Source organism: uncultured Maricaulis sp. (genome assembly GCF_963975345.1).
Lineage (GTDB): Bacteria > Pseudomonadota > Alphaproteobacteria > Caulobacterales > Maricaulaceae > Maricaulis.
Genome location: NZ_CAXBGE010000008.1, coordinates 1 through 17,369 on the forward strand (window position 1 = coordinate 1; position 17,369 = coordinate 17,369).

General features: G+C 61.7%; 13 protein-coding genes and 1 pseudogene. 9 read left to right on the forward strand and 5 right to left on the reverse strand.

Annotated elements, in window-relative coordinates:
- From AAC029_RS09790 to tpiA, 4 genes and pseudogenes are all read right to left on the reverse strand, one after another.
- A pseudogene (locus AAC029_RS09790) lies at window positions 1–486 on the reverse strand (CTP synthetase); the annotation flags it as partial.
- Between the two features lie 74 nt (window positions 487–560).
- Window positions 561–878: a preprotein translocase subunit SecG gene (secG, locus tag AAC029_RS09795; protein ID WP_339746945.1), complete on the reverse strand. Its 318-nt coding sequence runs from the start codon at window positions 876–878 to the stop codon at window positions 561–563.
- A gap of 67 nt (window positions 879–945) precedes the next feature.
- Complete coding sequence (locus AAC029_RS09800; protein WP_339746947.1) at window positions 946–2,007, reverse strand: response regulator receiver protein; 1,062 nt, start codon at window positions 2,005–2,007, stop codon at window positions 946–948.
- Window positions 2,008–2,098: 91 nt separating this feature from the next.
- Window positions 2,099–2,827, reverse strand: coding sequence for a triose-phosphate isomerase (tpiA, locus tag AAC029_RS09805; protein WP_339746949.1), 729 nt, complete (start codon window positions 2,825–2,827; stop codon window positions 2,099–2,101).
- 178 nt (window positions 2,828–3,005) lie between these two features.
- On the opposite strand from tpiA, the gene AAC029_RS09810 reads away from it, so the two are divergent.
- Window positions 3,006–4,940 (forward strand): SurA N-terminal domain-containing protein, encoded by a 1,935-nt coding sequence (locus tag AAC029_RS09810; protein WP_339746951.1) that lies wholly within the window; start codon window positions 3,006–3,008, stop codon window positions 4,938–4,940.
- Window positions 4,937–6,439, forward strand: coding sequence for an anthranilate synthase component I (gene trpE / locus AAC029_RS09815; RefSeq protein ID WP_339746953.1), 1,503 nt, complete (start codon window positions 4,937–4,939; stop codon window positions 6,437–6,439). Before AAC029_RS09810 ends, trpE begins: the two co-directional genes overlap by 4 nt.
- On the opposite strand, the gene AAC029_RS09820 is transcribed toward trpE, so the two are convergent.
- Window positions 6,425–7,465: a divergent polysaccharide deacetylase family protein gene (locus tag AAC029_RS09820; RefSeq protein WP_339746955.1), complete on the reverse strand. Its 1,041-nt coding sequence runs from the start codon at window positions 7,463–7,465 to the stop codon at window positions 6,425–6,427. The genes trpE and AAC029_RS09820 overlap by 15 nt on opposite strands.
- 99 nt (window positions 7,466–7,564) lie before the next feature.
- Between AAC029_RS09820 and AAC029_RS09825 the strand changes: the two genes are divergently transcribed.
- The 7 genes from AAC029_RS09825 to AAC029_RS09855 all read left to right on the forward strand — a co-directional run bounded on the left by AAC029_RS09825 (window position 7,565) and on the right by AAC029_RS09855 (window position 17,250).
- Window positions 7,565–8,155 (forward strand): aminodeoxychorismate/anthranilate synthase component II, encoded by a 591-nt coding sequence (locus AAC029_RS09825; protein ID WP_339746958.1) that lies wholly within the window; start codon window positions 7,565–7,567, stop codon window positions 8,153–8,155.
- A 1,153-nt stretch (window positions 8,156–9,308) separates the two neighbouring features.
- Window positions 9,309–9,698: a PepSY domain-containing protein gene (locus tag AAC029_RS09830; protein WP_339746960.1), complete on the forward strand. Its 390-nt coding sequence runs from the start codon at window positions 9,309–9,311 to the stop codon at window positions 9,696–9,698.
- Window positions 9,699–9,770: 72 nt separating this feature from the next.
- Entirely contained in the window at window positions 9,771–10,448 is a 678-nt protein-coding gene (locus tag AAC029_RS09835) for a winged helix-turn-helix domain-containing protein (protein WP_339746962.1), read from the forward strand.
- Window positions 10,435–11,835: a HAMP domain-containing sensor histidine kinase gene (locus AAC029_RS09840; RefSeq protein ID WP_339746964.1), complete on the forward strand. Its 1,401-nt coding sequence runs from the start codon at window positions 10,435–10,437 to the stop codon at window positions 11,833–11,835. Before AAC029_RS09835 ends, AAC029_RS09840 begins: the two co-directional genes overlap by 14 nt.
- 14 nt (window positions 11,836–11,849) lie before the next feature.
- A complete protein-coding gene (locus AAC029_RS09845; RefSeq protein ID WP_339746966.1) occupies window positions 11,850–13,169 on the forward strand; it encodes a TolC family protein in 1,320 nt (439 codons plus the stop codon).
- Entirely contained in the window at window positions 13,169–14,227 is a 1,059-nt protein-coding gene (locus tag AAC029_RS09850; RefSeq protein WP_339747322.1) for an efflux RND transporter periplasmic adaptor subunit, read from the forward strand. The genes AAC029_RS09845 and AAC029_RS09850 overlap by 1 nt, the downstream gene beginning before the upstream one ends.
- The gene (locus tag AAC029_RS09855; RefSeq protein ID WP_339746968.1) at window positions 14,224–17,250 is read left to right on the forward strand and encodes an efflux RND transporter permease subunit; all 3,027 of its coding nucleotides are present in this window, start codon (window positions 14,224–14,226) and stop codon (window positions 17,248–17,250) included. Before AAC029_RS09850 ends, AAC029_RS09855 begins: the two co-directional genes overlap by 4 nt.
- Window positions 17,251–17,369 lie beyond the last annotated feature (119 nt).

The following is a 17,369-nucleotide window of genomic DNA, read 5'->3' on the forward strand; positions in this document are numbered from 1 at the left end:
TTCCTGGCCGAGCTGGCGGATCGCCTCGAAGAAAGGCAGGCCCTCGATATCGCCGACCGTGCCGCCGATCTCGCACAGCACGAAATCGGCATCGCCGGCATCGGACAGGACGAATTGCTTGATGATGTCGGTGACGTGCGGAATGACCTGCACCGTGGCGCCGAGATAATCGCCGCGGCGTTCACGCTCGATGATGCGCTGATAGACGCGTCCGGTGGTGATATTGTCCGACTGGCTCGCGGGCACGCCGGTGAAGCGCTCATAGTGGCCCAGATCGAGATCAGTTTCGGCGCCGTCATCGGTCACATAGCATTCGCCATGCTGATAGGGCGACATCGTGCCGGGATCGACATTGAGATAGGGATCGAGCTTGCGCAGGCGCACAGAATAGCCGCGCGCTTGCAGCAGAGCGCCAAGGGCGGCTGAGGCGAGGCCTTTTCCAAGCGAGGAGACCACGCCGCCGGTGATGAAGATATAACGCGGCATGGACAATCTGCCTATCGGAGATTCGTGCGACCCGAAAGGCGCAATTTCAATTTTCGGTGAGAAAGGCTGTTCGATCAGCCGTCGGTCGGCACGCCATCAGCGGGGATCTCATCGGCAGGAATAACCGGAAGAGCTTCGCTGGAACTGCGCTCAAACACGCTGCGGCCCTCGGCATTCACGCCAATCACAATCGCCAGAAGAATGGAATTGCCGATGAAGAGCGCGCCCAGGATCATCGTTGTCCGGGTCAGCACATTGGCTGCACCGCGACCGCTCATCATGCCGCCTCCGCCGCCGACGCCCAGAGCGCCACCTTCGGATTGTTGCATCAGAATGACCGCCACGAGGGCAACCGCGACCAAAAGCTGGATGATCAAAAGCACGTTTGTCATGAATACCGCCTGAGATTTGGGTTCTGCACTGCAGACATGGCCCCTGGGCCGCCCGCAGGCAACCCGGTCACATGGCGGCGCGTTTTATACCAGCACCGGCCGCTTGGCCAGTATCGTCTGCCGTGCTGTCTGCACCCTCAGCGGGCTTGGCCTTGGCGGCTTCGAGCTGGGCCCGGATTTTCTCGTCGACGGACTTGGACTGCAGCCGCGTGCGCAGATTGGCGACAGTGCGTCCGATCTCGTCCTTGGACCGTTCGAGCGATTCGCCATTGGCAAAGGCGGCATAGGTCGCCATCGACAATTCCTTGATCAATTGCAGTGTCCGGTTCGATGCGCCGGTGCCCTCACCCAGCGAACTGATCTGCTCAAGCAGTGCGGTGGCGACCTCAGCCGCCTCCGAACGGCTGGCCTTGATAAGCTGCATGCGCAGTTCGCGCGCCGTGCGGGTCATGTCGATGACATCGAGCCGCACGGGCATGGTGGAACTTTCCGGTTTGGTGAGCTGGATCTCCACTGAGACCACGATCCGCATCGCCATCCGGCGCAGACGTTCGGCGATCACCACATCCTGGGCTTCCCGAGCCCAGCTATTGGCCCGCTCGATCGCGGCTTCGTCGCCATTCACAATCGCCTGAAGGAAATTCGGCACCGCCAATGGCTGGGTGTCGCTATGCCGGTCGGTGCTCTTGCGGCGGTCCGGTCCGACATAATCGCTCGTGACGATGAAATCCTTGCGGTCGCGGATCAGGGTGCGAACGCGCTCGGCTGCGAACATCGTCGAGAATGGCCGTACGATGACATCGTCGGCGCCGCATTCGATCGCGCGCCGGATATGCGTGGTGTCACGGCTCCATGTCGTCAACAGAATGACGACAAAGGGATTGCGGCCAAGATCGCTGCGCCGGATGCTGCGAACGAGCTTGAAGACATCAGCATCGGTCGCGCTGCTCTCGGCCACGACCAGAGCGGGTGAGGTTTCGGCCAAGCTGGATTTGAACTCGGCCGGGCTGGACACGCATTCGATCTTACGAAAGCCCATTTCGAACAGCGCATAGCGGCTCGTACGCTGGTTGACGTGGACGGGATCAAAAAGGAGGACGGAAGCCCTAGCGTAATCAACTTCACTCATACGTTGTGCGCTCCCGGTCGATGCATAAACATCCAAGTTCGAGCGGATCATCGGATAAGAAGGTTTCAATCCACTTACCGAACAGAGCGAATTACTGCTTTGCGGCCACAACGATGGCAGCAAATGAGTCGATCTGGAGACTCGCGCCGCCGACCAAGGCCCCATCGACATCTTCGAGGGCCAAGAGTTCTGCGGCGTTTTCCGGCTTGACCGAACCGCCATAGAGAATACGCGTTGCGGCGGGTTCGCGCAGCTGCGAACGAATGAAGGCGTGCATGCTGGCCACGTCCTCCGCTGCAGCGGTCAGCCCGGTTCCGATTGCCCAGACGGGTTCGTAAGCGATGACCACCCCCGCACCGGCGTCCGCTGGCAGCGAGGCCTTCAATTGCGCACCCACGATCTCGTGCGCACGGCCTGCTTCACGTTCAGTGAGGGTTTCTCCAACGCAGATGATCGGGATCAACCCGGCCACCCGTGCCGCCTTGGCCTTGGCGCAAACCAGTATGCTGGTCTCGCCATGTTCTTGGCGGCGTTCGGAATGACCAAGGATGACATGGCTGGCACCGGCGTCACGCAGCATCATCGCCGAGACATCGCCCGTGTGGGCGCCGGACTGACCCGTATGGCAGTCTTGTCCACCGATCCGGATTTCTGTGCCTGCACATTGCGCCGCGGCGGCGGCCAACAGACTGGCCGGCGGACAGACCAGCACCTCGGCGCCCGCCTTCGCAGCGATTGGCGTCAGGGCTTCAAAGAAGCCAAGATCTGATCGCAAGCCGTGCATCTTCCAATTGCCGGTAATCAGTATCCGTCGTGGCATCTAGCCCCCCATTTTTACTGCCGCGTCGGCACCCCTGACGGGTGCAGAACTAGGCCTCAAATCCGATGACGGCAATCTTGCGCCGCCGCATTTGCCGCCAATACAGCCGCTGATGCTTGCGGCAGCGAATCTGCGCCGTTAGTTTGCCGCCATTGCTGTCAAAAGGCCCAGCCCACTCATGCTGTCAGATTTTCGCGCATTCGCCCAATCGCCCCTCGCGCTGGTGATCATTGTTCTGCTGGTCCTCGGCTTCGCCCTCTATGGCGTCGGCGGCATCTTCACGGGATCCGGTACGGCGGTCGTCGTGGTTGATCGCGAGCAGATCAGTCAGCGCGAACTGGCTCAGGCCTTTGATCGCGAGTGGCAGGGCGTGCAGGAGCAGAACCCCGAAGCGACGCGCGAACAGGCGCTCCAAGCCGGCCTCGGCGACCAGGTGCTGCAGCGTTTGATCGTCCAGGCGGCGTTTTACGCCAAGGCCCGCAATATGGGCCTGGTGACATCGGATCGGGCCCTGACCACCGAATTGCGCAGCTATCAGGCCTTCCACAACCCTGTCACCGGCAATTTCGAGCAATCCCTGTATGTCAGCGCTCTGAATAATGCCCGCTACGCACCAGCCGAATTCGAGCGCTCAATCAGCGAAGACATCACCCGGACCCAGCTCGCTGACACCCTCACGGCCGGCATCAGCGTTCCGCCCGGCATGGCGTCTACGCGTTATCTGGTGCAGCAGGAGCAAAGACGCATCCGGGCACTGATCCTGGACGCCAGCTCGGCTGAACCGGTCGACGATCCGACCGATGAACAATTGCAAGCCTATATCGACGCCAACCCGAACCAGACCGACCAGCTTGGCTTGCCCGTCTTCACCGCCCCGGAATACCGCTCCATCACCCTGGTGCGGTTCCGGCTCGAAGATTTCATCGCTGATGTCGATGTCGCCGAATCGGTCTTGCGCGAAACCTATGACTACAAGGTCGAAAACGGCGAACTCGGCACGCCGGCCACACGCAGCTTCGTGCGCCTGATCGCGCCCGACGAAGCGACCGCCAACGCCATCGCAACCCGGCTGCAAGCTGGCGAAACGGCGGCGGCCATTGCCACCGATTTCGGTCTCGACGCGCCGCTGCCCCAGACTGATGTGCAAGCCTACCAGGTTCCAGATAACGCGCTGGCCAACGCTGTCTTCGCCATGCCTGAGGGCGAGATCGCCGCTGTTGAAGGCACATTCGGCTGGTCTGCGGTCAAGATCGACGCCGCCGTTGATGCGGTCCTGCCCAGCTTTGAAGAGGCCATGCCGGCGCTACGCGACGAAGCCGCTCGCGCCCAAGCCACCAATGACATGTATGACGCCATGGCCGCCTTCGAGCAGGAGCGCTCCAATGGCGCGTCGCTGGAAGATGCGGCGATGCACTCGGGCACGCCGCTGGAAGCTTTCGTTCCGCTCGACCAATACGCCCGCACCGAGGACGGCGCGGTCGATTTCGCCCGCTACCAATCGCTCGCACCCGATATTCTCCGTATCGCCTTCGATCAGTTCGCCGGCTTTGCGATTGACCTGCAGCAGGTCAATGACACCGACTGGTTCACTCTGCGGGTCGATGAGATCATCCCGTCGCACGCCCGTGAATTGAGCGAAGTGCGCGAGCAGGCCACCGACATTTGGCGTGCCGCCGAAACCGACACCCAATTACAAACCCGCGCCGATGAAGCCCTGGCCCAAATCCAGGCCGGTGATGCCATGGACATCGTGGCATTGACCACCGGCGGACGGATCGAGACATCGACCCTGAAGCGAGACGAGACCGCTGGCAGTTTCGTAGCCAATGTCGTCGGACAGGCCTTCTCGATGGCGCCTGGCGAGCCGGCCCTGGCAGCGCGGCGCGGTGGCGGACCCCACATGATCCTGGTGGTCGACGAAGTCCTCCCGGCCGATCTGGCGCAAGCCCCTCTAGGCGCGGTTGAGCAGAAGGCGAGCGAAATCGGTGCCGAGATCAATGACGATATTCTGGTCTCGGTGCAGACCGCCCTGTTGGCCGAATACGGCATTGACGGATCATCGGTCGACCAGCGCTTGCGGGCCGACGCTCTGGGTGAAAACCAAACGCCGTGACCACAAACCCGCGCAGCAGACCCGCGCCGGATTTCACGGCCATTGAAGCCGATCTGACAGCTGGTCAGCCGGTCATCATCAGCGCCCGCAAGGCCGATGATCTGCTGACCCCCGTGGCGGCCTATCTCAAACTGGCCCAGGCGGACGGCCATGCCTGCCTGCTCGAATCGGTCGAGGGCGGCGCTTGGCGCGGGCGCTATTCGGCGATCGGGCTCGATCCGGATCTGATCTGGCAATGCCGCGACGGGATCGTCAGCGAAGCGCGGGGCGACGCGATTGAGGCACGCCAATTCACCGCCCTCGATACCGATCCGATGACCGCCCTGAGGGCCGTCATCGAGCAGGCCCACTGCGCCCTGCCCGACGGCGCGCCGTCAATCGCCGCCGGCCTGTTTGGCTATGTCGGCTATGACATGGTGCGCTATCTGGAAAAACTGCCTGAAAACGCCGCGCCCGACCCGCTCGGCACGCCGGAGGCCTGTTTGATCCGGCCACGCATCGTGGTCGTGTTCGACGCGTTGAAGCAGGAAATCCAGGTCTATTGCACGATCCGCCGCGGGCCCGAGACACCGCGCCAAGCCTATGATGCGGCAGCGGCACGCCTGCAAGCGACCCTCGACATCCTCGCGGGCGCCCTGCCCGAAATCGCGGCCCCGATCGGCCAAACCGGCGCGATCACTTCCAATCAGAGCGAGGCGCAATACCGCGCTGCGGTTCAGACAGCGCGCGATTACATCCGGGCCGGCGACGCTTTCCAGATCGTACCGAGCCAGCGCTTCTCGACGCCCTTCACCGATGATTCCTTCTGGCTCTATCGCTCACTGCGCCGCCTCAACCCCTCGCCCTTCCTGTTCTATTTCCGCATGGACGGGTTTGAGATTGCCGGCTCGAGCCCGGAAATCCTGGTGCGGCTACGCGATGATACCGTCACCATCCGCCCCATCGCCGGCACACGGCCGCGCGGCGCCACACCGGCGCAGGATGATGCGCTGGAAGCCGATCTGCTCGCCGACCCCAAGGAGCGCTCCGAACATCTGATGCTGCTCGATCTGGGTCGTAATGATGTCGGCCGGATCGCCAAACCGGGCTCGGTCAGGATCACCTCACGTGAGGTCGTCGAGCGCTATAGCCATGTCATGCATATCGTCTCGAATGTCGAAGGCGATCTGGCCGATGGTGAGGATGCCGTCTCGGCCCTGTTCGCGGGCTTTCCGGCCGGCACCGTCTCGGGGGCGCCCAAGGTGCGGGCGATGGCGATCATCGACGAACTGGAACCGCACCGGCGTGGGATTTATGGCGGTGCGGTCGGCTATTTCAGCGCCGATGGCGGCATGGACACCTGCATCGCTTTGCGCACGGCGGTGATCAAGGATGGCCGCATGCATGTCCAGGCCGGCGCCGGTGTCGTGCTCGATTCAAATCCGGAATCGGAACGCGTTGAGACCGTCAACAAGGCGATGGCGCTGTTCCGCGCCGCTGAGGACTCAGTGCGCGATTGAGGCCGAAATTCGCGGCGCCGGTTCACGGGCCAGCTGCGCCGAGAGCGTCGTCACGGTGACGAACTCAAAACCCGCCTCACGCGCTTCGCCAATCCAGCCTTCAAGCGCATCCAGCGTCAGCCCGTGCGGATGCCCGATCAGCACGGCATAGCCTTGCGAGCGGGCCAGGCTTTCTGCCGCCGCCAGCTGCGCCTGGATGGCGTCGGCCTCAATGACATGGTCGAGGAAGATATCGCGCTGCAGCGCAGCCAGACCCAGTCCCTCGGCGACGGCACTGCCGCGGCTGTCAGGCGTGGTCATTGAATCAATGAAAAGCGGGCCCTGTCCGGCAATTGCGCCAAGGGCAACGCGCATCGCGCGTGGATCGCGGGTGAAGCGGCTGCCCATATGATTATTCAGCCCGATTGCGCCGGGCACGCGCGCCATCGCCCAGCGAATCCGGGCGCGAAGGTCGGTATCACTGAGATCGACAAGCAGGGCATTCGGCCCCGGGTCGTCCAGACCGAGCGGTTCCATCGGCACATGCACCAGCACGTCACGTCCGTCGGCTTCGGCCGTGCGCGCCGTTGCGGCGGCCGCGTCGGCATAGGGCAGGATGGCGATGGTCAATGGAATATCGAGGGCCAGCACCCGCGCTGCCGCAGCCGTATCGAGCCCGACATCGTCAATGATCAGGGCAAGACGCGGCCGTGCAGCCATCGGTGCGAGGGTAGCGGAAACAGGAATGGGCAGCGCGACTTGGGCCGTGTCGATTGACGTGGCAGCCGGCAGATCGGCAGCCATCGGCGTCGCGCTACCGGCCGATGCGGTTACCGGCGCACTGCTCGCATCGGGCTGCGCGTCAGCCATCGCGGCCGGCACATCCGAGATCGCGAAACGGATCGAACGATCAGGCGTGGCCGGTGCCGCACTGGCAATCGAAAACGCCATCGCCGCCGCCAGATAGGCCGAAGCCACTACCGCGCCAGCCAGGGCAGGCATGGCGGCATTGCGGCGGCGAATCGGTTTGACAGGGTTTGAACGCATGCCACCAGCAGGCCCAAAGCGGATTAATGTCGCGTTAAGCACGTGGCGGGATTGGCGGCGCGGCGCAATCCGCCTAGCTTGCAGCGACGGAGGCCGAGCATGCTGCTGATCATCGACAATTACGACAGTTTCACCTTCAACCTGGTGCATTATTTCCAGCAATTGGGTGCGACGACGCGCGTTGTGCGCAATGATGCGCTCACCGCCGCCGAGGCCTTTGCGCTTGAGCCCGACGGCATCGTGCTCTCACCGGGTCCGTGCGATCCCGACCGCGCCGGCATCTGCCTCGAGCTGATCGGCCAAGCGCCGGCCGATCTTCCGATTCTCGGCGTCTGCCTCGGTCACCAGGCGATCGGTCAAGCCTTTGGCGGCGATGTGATCGCCGCCAAACAGATCATGCACGGCAAGACCAGCGAAATCGTCCACGACGCCAGCGGCCTCTTCGCCAACCTGCCCAGCCCCTTCATCGCGACGCGTTATCACTCCCTCGCCGTCAAACCGGAAACCCTGCCCGCCTGCCTGCGCGCGACCGCCCACACCGCCGACGGCGAGATCATGGGCCTCGCCCATATCGAGCGCCCGGTCCACGGCGTGCAATTCCATCCGGAATCGATTGCTTCTGAGCATGGCCATGATCTGCTGCGCAATTTCCTCGAGATGACCCGCGGCGCGCGTAGCCGGGCTGCGTGACGCACCAAAATCTCCACGCCGCGAGCGGCTGGAGGGGGCGTGGCTAAACTCATTTCATTATCGTGATCCCGACCCCCGCCTGCGCGGGGGGTAAACTCCAGTCAGGACCTCGATATCACGGCCTCCGCACTTGTCACGTCGAGGTCCCGGCGTTCGCCGGGATGACGTGGGCTAATTGTGAGGGGGGGATAGGCCCGACAAACTGGCGGCCGTCGCGCCCGTCATCCTCACCAGCTCCGTCGCCTTCGGCGACACCCCTTCCATCAAGGAAGTGGGCAAAGCGAAACGGCGAGCGCTTGCCGTGCCTCACCAAAGAGCCTGCAAGTGGTCAGGGGCCTATTTCCGATGGACAAGGCCAGTTGGCGAGGATGCTCCAGCCCACGTTTTCATCGATATTTATGAGCAGGTCGGGGGGGTAGTGGAAACCAATGATACCGCGCACCTTACCCCGTTTGAGGGTGAACGCCTGACAGATTTGCGCGGCAGGTCGCACCCACTCGAAACCGATCCGAACGCAGAAGGATCACCCCGCTAAAACGGCGACCGGCCCAAGCCAAGTTGAATCGATTGGCCGTTTTCTGCTTGGGCTTGCCGATTTGTTCGCGCTCTTGGTCGAGCGGCTCATGGAACGGGGCGTCTACCTGATCGAGTTGGCCGTTCGGATCGATGGCACCGCACAGGAGGGCTCATCATGACCGCGCGCTTTCGCCTGCCGGACCATCTTCGCGCCCGGCTGCGTCGGGGAATATCATCGACCGATTTGGAACTGCTTATGAGCGGAGCGGGCCAAGCGATGAGCGAGCACGAAGCCGCAGAGATTGCCCGCCAGGTTCGAACCGAAAAGTTACGCAGAATAGTCCGGCGCTTTGGCCTCAGCCGATTGGCGGGGCGGCTGAAATTGGACAGAAGTAATTTGCCGAGGTTGTTGATGAAATGGCCCCCACGGCGCTGTTCGGTGGCACATTGTGTCGGGCAATAGGGACGCGCCTCGACAGGGGGTTCTGATATTGAGCAGGGTGATTGAATGGAGGTCCGCCTGCCAGCCCTGAACGCGGTTTACATTTTTGTATATTACATGCCCGGTCGATGTCAGATCGATGGATTATCTTGGCTTCATCGGCTTGCTGATCCCGGCAGCCAGAGGAGACTCAAGATGAAAAATTCTATCACCAAATTGATCGTCGTTGGCGCCTTCATTGCCAGCGGTTTCACCGGCGCGGCGCTGGCGCGTGGCATGGATGAGGGCCAGGATGACCAGGCCGAGCATCAAGCCTTTCTCAACGCACGGGTCAGCCTGGATGACGCCATCGGCGTCGCCGAAGCCGAGACTGGCGCACAGGCGATGTCGGCGGAGTTTGAGGACGAGGATGGCACCTTTGTGTATGCCGTCGAACTGGTCGCTGCTGATGGTACCGAGTTCGAAGTCCTTGTCGCGACATCGACCCCGACGGTCATCAAGTCCGAATCAGAAGACGATGATGAAGATGGTGCCGACAATGACAACGAACGCGGCCATGACAACGACAATGAGGTCGAGGACTGACCGTAATCCTGGCCAACTTCTGCCCCTGCCGGTATTTCCCGGCAGGGGGCATCGTCAATTGAGGCGGCAACCATGAATATTTTGCTGGTCGAAGATGACGATCTCACACGTGAATATGTCCTGGCCGGGCTGCGCGGCGCCGGGCACTCGACCGACCATGCCATCGACGGCATTGACGGTTTGGCGCTGGCCCTGCGCGCGGCATATGACGCAATCATTCTCGACCGGATGCTGCCCGGCATGGACGGTCTGTCCCTTTTGAAAGCGCTCCGCGCGGCCGAGATACACACGCCAGTTCTGTTTCTGACGGCAATTGGCGGTCTTGATGATCGGGTTGACGGTCTGGAGGCCGGAGCCGACGACTATCTCGTCAAACCTTTCGCTTTTTCCGAACTGGCGGCCCGGTTGGCGGCCATCGGACGGCGCCCGGCCCTTCAGACCGAGCAAGTCAGGCTCACCGTTGCTGACCTTGAGATGGACCTGGTCCGGCGCCGGGTCGTTCGTGCCGGCCAACCCGTCGATCTGCTGCCCAAGGAATTTGCCCTGCTCGAATACTTCATGCGCTCGCAGGGGCGCGTCCTGAGCAAGACCATGTTGCTGGAGCGGGTCTGGGATTTCCATTTTGACCCACAAACCAGCGTCGTCGAAACTCATATCAGCCGGCTACGTGGCAAGGTCGACAAGCCGTTCGACCAACCCTTGCTGCATACGATAAAGAATGTGGGATATTGCCTTCGTGCCCCTGAATAAGCTTTTGAAAAGCACCCATTTGCGATTTGCCATCGCCCTGACGGCTGTGTTTGCCGTCATCTACCTGCTTGTCGGTTGGTTCGCATTCCTGGCCGTCGATGCCGAATTGCGCGAACGCGTTTCGCAGGCCGACCTGGTCACTTCAACCGGCTTTGTCGAGCTCTACCGCAGCTCCGGACGCTCCGCTCTGGTCGAAGCCGTGCGATCCTCCAGTGAAAGCGGCGAACCGGACGATAGCTTTGCCTGGCTCGGCACCCGCAATGGCGAGCGACTTGCCGGTCCGGCGCTGACCGCACCGCGCTCGCTACAAACCGGCGATGTCGCAGGGCAGAGCCTGCTACCCGAGCTCGACGAGGGCTACCATATTCAAGTGACTGATCTGGATGACATGCGCCTGATTACCGGGGTTAGTCATGAGGAATCCGATGAAATTCTCGGGCTTGTTTCGTTGGTCTTTGGTGCAGCGGCCCTGCTGACACTGCTGCTGGCCAGCCTGGCAGGGCTGGCGCTGGCCCGTCAGGGGCAACGACGTATTGATGCTGCGTCCGGCGTGCTCGACCGGGTGGCGTCAGGCGAGATGACGCGCCGCTTACCGGTGTCGGGATCAGGCGATGATATCGACCAACTCTCAACCCGGATCAATTCGGCGCTGGATCAGCTCCACGCGACGGTTGAGGGGATTCGACAGGTTAGCGCCGACATTGCCCACGACTTGCGCACGCCGATCAACCGGCTTGGAATTCATCTTGAACGACTCAGTGACAGCGTCGGTGTTGATCAAGTTCTCGGCCCACAGCTCGAACTAGCGCGTGCAGAAGTTCGACAGATCATCACCACTTTCGATGCGCTCTTGCGGATCGCCCAGATCGAAGCGGGCGCGCGGCGGGCACGTTTCCAGCCGTTGGATCTGTCGGAAATTGCCGAGAGCGTGTTCGATGTCTATGCGGCGGTTGCAGAAGAAAACGATCAGACTCTGAGCTTGAAATCGGAGGGCGACACACCAGCTCGCATCCTCGGTGACCGGGACCTTCTCGTGCAGTTGATCGCTAATCTGATCGAGAATGCCATCCGCCATTCCGGCGCGGGTGCGATGATCCGAGTGCTGACCCGAGCGGAGCCGGATCATGTCGTGCTACGCGTGAGTGATACGGGCCCGGGCATTCCGGTTGACGATCACGCGCGCGTGCTCAAACGGTTTCACCGGCTGGACCAATCTCGCCACACACCAGGGTCGGGTCTTGGCCTGGCGCTGGTCAAAGCCGTGAGCGACCTTCACAATGCCAAACTGACACTGAAAAATGCCGTGCCAGGGCTGTGGGTGGAATTGCGTTTTGCGCGGCTTTGCCCAGAAATTACGGCAGCAGATGTGAATTCCGGCGGGAATTGACCAATGAGGGCAAGATGACGAAAACGTGGCCTGCATCGCTGACCCTGCTGATCGCCCTGCTGACCCCGGCTTGCGCCATTGATCGCCCTGCGTCGGCCCCACTTCCGCTCGGCACTGTGGCAGCCCCGCGCCTGGCGTCCTCCGCCGCGTCGTTGTCGATCGATTTGACCCAGCCGTTGACGCCTGATTCCATTGCGATGATTGCAGTCTACACCAATCCGGATCTCAAGGCCTTGCGCGCCGGGGAAGGCGTCGCCGAAGCGCAGCTCTTTGCTGCGGGGCTCTTGCCTGATCCAGCATTCAGCTTCGGGGCCGATGCTCCGCTCAACGGCACAGGACTGGTCACGGCTCTGGCCGGCTCTCTGGGTTTGGACTTCGCGGTTTTGGCCAGGCGGCCGGGACTTGTACGGGGCGCGCGGTCCAATCTCGACCAGGTTCGACTCGATATCCTGTGGTCTGAGTGGTTGACCGCCGAGCAGGCCCGGTTGGCGGCCCTTCGCATAACCCGTTTGCAGGCGATCCGGCAGATGACCACAGTCTTGCGCCAACACGCCGACAGCGCGATGACACGGGTGCTGGCTGCCGCGCAACGCGGTGATCTACCGGCGGCACAGGTCGAGACCTATCGGCTTGCTGCCAGCGACGCGGCGGCGCGGGATCGCGATGTCGAACGGCGATTGCGGGCTGCAGAACTCGACCTCAACCGGCTTCTGGGCATTGACCCGACCGAGACTGTCAGGCTCTCTGCCGGTTCCGGCCCGCGCAAAGACCTGCCGGGGGCAGCACAAATTTTCGCACGAGCCGTTGATTCTCGCACAGATTTGACGGCGTTTCGGGCCGCCTATCAGGGTGCCGAGGCCAATCTTGACCTCGCCCAGTTATCGCGCTTTCCGTTTCCGTCAGTTACGGTCAACGCCGCAAGAGACACCGGTGCGCTGCGTACACTCGGCCCTTCCGTATCGTTCAATATTCCACTGTTCAATCGTGGACGCGGCGAGGTGGCCGTGAGCGGTGCGACGCTTGAGCGGGTTCGCGCCGAATATTTGGCGCGTATCGAAGCCGTGCGAGCGGAAATCTACTCGGCCCATTCGGCACTGATGCTGGCGCGGCAGCAAGGCTCTGAACTCGAACGGGAAACAGCCGCTCTCTTGCCCATGGCGGATGCCGCCGAGCAGGCCGCTATGCGGGGCGATCTGCCGCTCTCTGTGGCGCTCGCGACCCGGATGACGGCACTGGACAAGCAAATCGTCGCAGCCGAACTGGAACTCTCGGCTGAGGAACTTGAGCTTGGCCTGGAAATACTCTCCGGCCAAAGATTGGATACCCCACAATGATGCATTCCAGGACCGGTCTGATCGCGTGCGCAGGTGCGCTTTTTCTCGCAGGCTGTAGCGGAGGCGACCTTCAAAACGCTCCGGTTCCCACCGCAGAAATTTCGACAGGAACCGTGAGAACCGTGGACCTGCACGAACTTGTCGGCGGGTATGGTGTGGTTCAATTTGACCCAAGCACCAAACGGTCCATGAACACCCAGATTGAAGCGCAAATTCTCGAATTACTGGCTCGGCCAGGTGATCTGGTCGATCAGGGTCAGATCGTTCTGCGTTTGGCCCCCTCGCAAGCCTCAGCCGCCGAACTGGCGCGCATCCGCAATGAATCGGCAGCGGCTGAGCAGGTGGCAGCACGGACCAGGCGGCTGCGCGATGATGGTCTGGCCAGCGATGCCGATGTTGAAGCCGCTGACCTCGCCGCGCTTGATTTGCAGACCCTGGCGCGAAGCCTGAGCGGGCGTGTGCGCACCATCGCTGAACTGCACGCGCCCATCAGCGGGGTGGTCGAATCCGTTTTCGTCGAACCCGGAGACCTGGTCGCAGCGGGCAGCCAACTCGCCCTTATCGCACCGCTCGATACGCTGCAGGCAGCGGTCCGGCTTGAGCTCGAGGATGCGGCCAGGATTGAAAGCGGTGCAGGTGTGACCTTGACCAGTCTGGATAATACCGGAACCCGATTTGAGTCGGTCGCCCGCTCCGTCGATCTTCGTGTCGAGCCCATCACACGGACCGCGACTCTGTATGCCACGATACCGGCTGAAAGCGGTCTCCTGCCAGGCCAGGCCATCCGCGCCGAGATCACCGCTGCGATCCATCCGAACACGCTGGTGGTCCCGCGCCGCGCCGTCTATTTTGACGAGCAGGGAGCCTATGTGTTTCGCGTCATCAATGACATCGCCTCACTGACCCGTATCGATGTGGGGATCACCAGCGGTGATGATACCGCGGCGTTGTCGGGACTTAGCGCCAACGATGTCATTGTACTCGATGGAGGCGCTGTATTGTCCGATGGCATGACGGTCAAAATCGTCAATCCCGCTGTGTCAGGGTCAACGCAATGAGCCAGTGGTTGTCGCGGCAAGCGCGCTTTCTCCTGGCGGCTTTCATTGTCCTGTCGGTTGCCGGGGCCTTCGCGGCGACACTCCTTCCGGTCAGTCTGTTTCCAACCATTGAGTTTCCGCGCATCGCCGTGACTCTCGAAGCTGGCAACCGGCCGGTTGATCAGATGTCCGCGCAGGTCACACGTGTGGCCGAGGAAGCCCTGCGCGCCATTCCCGGCGTCCGGAACATACGATCCCAGACCAGTCGCGGCTCGGCCGAAGTGTCGGTCATGTTTGACTGGGGGCATGACATGACGACCGCCGTCCTGCAGGCGGAATCGGAAATGGCGAGATTATCGCCCAGTCTGCCGGCCGGGTTTCAATTCAGCGTCCGCAAAATGGACCCGACAATTTTCCCGGTGATCGGATATTCTCTGACATCCGAAACGGTATCGCTGGTGTCGCTGAGTAATTTTGCGACCTACCAGCTCAGGCCCTTGCTGGCATCGCTCGACGGTGTCGCAGAGGTCAATGTTCTTGGCAGCCGGCAGACCGAGTATCAGGTCATTGTCGATCCGGTCCGGCTACAGGCACACGGACTGACGATCACCGATATCCAGGCCGCGCTCAGTGCCAGCAATCTGGTGGCAGCCGCAGGCCGGATCGAGGACCGCTCGCGCCTGTATTTGACGCTGGTCGACAGCCGGTTGACCGATATTGAATCGATCGGATCGATTGTTGTCACCGCAAGCGGCGGCGGGGTGATCGACCTTGACGACATCGCCGAGGTGCGTTTGTCCACTGCGCAGGAATGGACACGGGTCAATGCCGATGGGCGACCAGCCGTTTTGGTCGATATCCGCCAAGCACCTGCCGCCAATTCCTTGGCGCTGACCAATGCGGTCAAGGCCGTGCTCGCCCGCGAAGGGGCCAGCTTTCCGCCCGGCATTGTGATCACGCCGTATTATGATCAGTCTGATCTGGTGAAGGCCGCAGCGTCCAGTGTCCGCGATGCAATCATGATCGGAACGGTCCTCGCGGGACTCGTGTTATTTCTGTTCCTTCGCAGTCTGCGCTTCGTGCTGGTTGTCGCGATATTGTTGCCGACCGTGCTCGCCTCAACGGCCCTGCTGCTGATGGTGCTTGGCCTGAGCCTGAACCTGATGACGCTCGGCGGCATGGCAGCGGCAGTTGGGCTGATTGTCGATGATATCGTGGTTATGCTGGAGCATATAACCCGACGATTGAGCGACAAGCGAGCAACCGTGCTGGAGGCCGCAGCCGAGATGGCGCGTCCCCTGATCGGCTCATCCTTCGCCACCATCATCGTGTTTACGCCGCTGGCCTTTTTGAGTGGCGTGACAGGCGGTTTTTTCAAGGCGTTGGCGGTCACCATGGCGGCAAGTCTGGTTTTCTCGCTGATCTACACCTTGGCCATCTGTCCACTTCTCGCCACGCGTCTCGCCAGAGCCGAAGATGCCGAACGCGCCGAGGCCTCCAATGGCTGGTTGAACCGGTTAGCCGATGCCTATGAAGGCATGATGGCGCGATTGCTGAACTGGCCACGAGCGGTCAGCTTGGCCTTGATTCTGATCGCGGTTATGGCTGGCGGTGTTTCTGCCTTGCGGGTGAGTTCGGGATTCATGCCGCAAATGGATGAAGGTGGCTTCGTACTGGACTATGTGGCGCCGCCGGGGCTTTCGCTCACCGAGACGGATCGGCTGGTGCGCCAGGTCGAGGCGATTGTCCAGGCCGTGCCCGAAGTGGCCAGCTATTCGCGCCGCACCGGTCTACAGCTTGGCGGCGGTCTGACCGAAGCCAATACGGGCGATATGTTCGTGCGACTGAACCCGCTGCCTCGACGTCCGATTGAAACGGTGATGTCCGACATACGCGGGCGCATTACCGCGACAGTGCCGGGCCTTGAGATAGAGACCATCCAGCTGATGGGCGATCTGATTGGTGACCTGACGGCAGTTCCCCAACCGATTGAAGTGAAATTCTATGGCAGCGACCCGGCCGCGCTGACCTTGTCGGCCGAGCGTGCCGTTGCCGCCCTTGAAGGCGTCAGGGGTGTGGTGGAGGTCCGGCAATCGGACCGGATTGCCGGCGACGCCATTATCGTCACACTTGACCGCGCCCACCTGGCCCTGGAGGGCCTAGATCCCGTGATGGTCGCGACGCAACTGGAATCGCTGATCAATGGCAGTGTTGCAGGGTCCGTTCAGGCTGGCGTACGCACCATCAATATCCGGGTGTGGACACCCTCGCCCCTGCGCGACCGAATTTCCGCAATCGAAGTCCTGATGCTGCGCGCATCGGATGGGCATCTGGTGCCTTTGTCGCGCGTCGCCCAGATCAATCTGGTGAGCGGCCAACTTCAATCCAGCCGTGAAAACCTGCAGCCAATGATGGCGGTGACCGGTCGGCTTGAGGGTCGCGATATGGGCTCGGCAATGCGTGATGTCACAGCCAGCATGCGTACCGTCTCCCTGCCGGCCGGGGTGCGCTACGAGTTCGGCGGGCTGTTTGCGGAGCAACAAAAATCATTCAGGGACCTGATGGCGGTCTTTGCCGCCGCACTGACGCTTTCCGGTTTGCTGCTCCTGTTCCTGTTTCGCAACTGGATCAAGACCGTCTCGATTCTCGGTATTGTCGGCCTCTCAATTGCCGGCGTTTTGACCGGCCTGGTGCTCACCGGCACGGAGCTCAATATCGCGGCCATGATGGGACTGACCATGGTGATCGGCATTATTGCCGAGCTGGGTGTGTTCTATTTTGCCGAATTGCCGGAGGCAGCGATCCAACATCATCACCGCATCGCCGCCGGGCGAGCGCGTTTGCGCCCCATAATCATGTCCGCCGTGATCGCTATGCTGGCTCTGGCGCCTTTGGCTCTGAAACTCGGCCAAGGCTCCGCCTTGCTTGCCCCGATGGCCGTCGCCATTATCTCTGGACTGTTGATCGGTGCCCCCTTGGTTTTGATTGCCGGACCGATCTTTCATGGGGCCTTGTCCACGCGACATTTGGCCAAGACCGAGTGAGAATACCCTAATTAATTCAACTTTATTGTCAGATGGCGCCGGTCCAGCATCTGGAAGCCGACGGATATGACGTTCAATACCTGTCTGCAGGTCACAATCAAAAAGTGAGGAATTCACCG

What these genes read in the sequence shown, in the direction of transcription:
- secG (WP_339746945.1), bottom strand. Translation starts at nt 878, where the DNA reads ATGACAAACGTGCTTTTGATCATCCAGCTTTTGGTCGCGGTTGCCCTC.
- AAC029_RS09800 (WP_339746947.1), bottom strand. Translation starts at nt 2,007, where the DNA reads ATGAGTGAAGTTGATTACGCTAGGGCTTCCGTCCTCCTTTTTGATCCC.
- tpiA (WP_339746949.1), bottom strand. Translation starts at nt 2,827, where the DNA reads ATGCCACGACGGATACTGATTACCGGCAATTGGAAGATGCACGGCTTG.
- AAC029_RS09810 (WP_339746951.1), top strand. Translation starts at nt 3,006, where the DNA reads ATGCTGTCAGATTTTCGCGCATTCGCCCAATCGCCCCTCGCGCTGGTG.
- AAC029_RS09820 (WP_339746955.1), bottom strand. Translation starts at nt 7,465, where the DNA reads ATGCGTTCAAACCCTGTCAAACCGATTCGCCGCCGCAATGCCGCCATG.
- AAC029_RS09825 (WP_339746958.1), top strand. Translation starts at nt 7,565, where the DNA reads ATGCTGCTGATCATCGACAATTACGACAGTTTCACCTTCAACCTGGTG.
- AAC029_RS09830 (WP_339746960.1), top strand. Translation starts at nt 9,309, where the DNA reads ATGAAAAATTCTATCACCAAATTGATCGTCGTTGGCGCCTTCATTGCC.
- AAC029_RS09835 (WP_339746962.1), top strand. Translation starts at nt 9,771, where the DNA reads ATGAATATTTTGCTGGTCGAAGATGACGATCTCACACGTGAATATGTC.
- AAC029_RS09845 (WP_339746966.1), top strand. Translation starts at nt 11,850, where the DNA reads ATGACGAAAACGTGGCCTGCATCGCTGACCCTGCTGATCGCCCTGCTG.
- AAC029_RS09850 (WP_339747322.1), top strand. Translation starts at nt 13,169, where the DNA reads ATGCATTCCAGGACCGGTCTGATCGCGTGCGCAGGTGCGCTTTTTCTC.
- AAC029_RS09855 (WP_339746968.1), top strand. Translation starts at nt 14,224, where the DNA reads ATGAGCCAGTGGTTGTCGCGGCAAGCGCGCTTTCTCCTGGCGGCTTTC.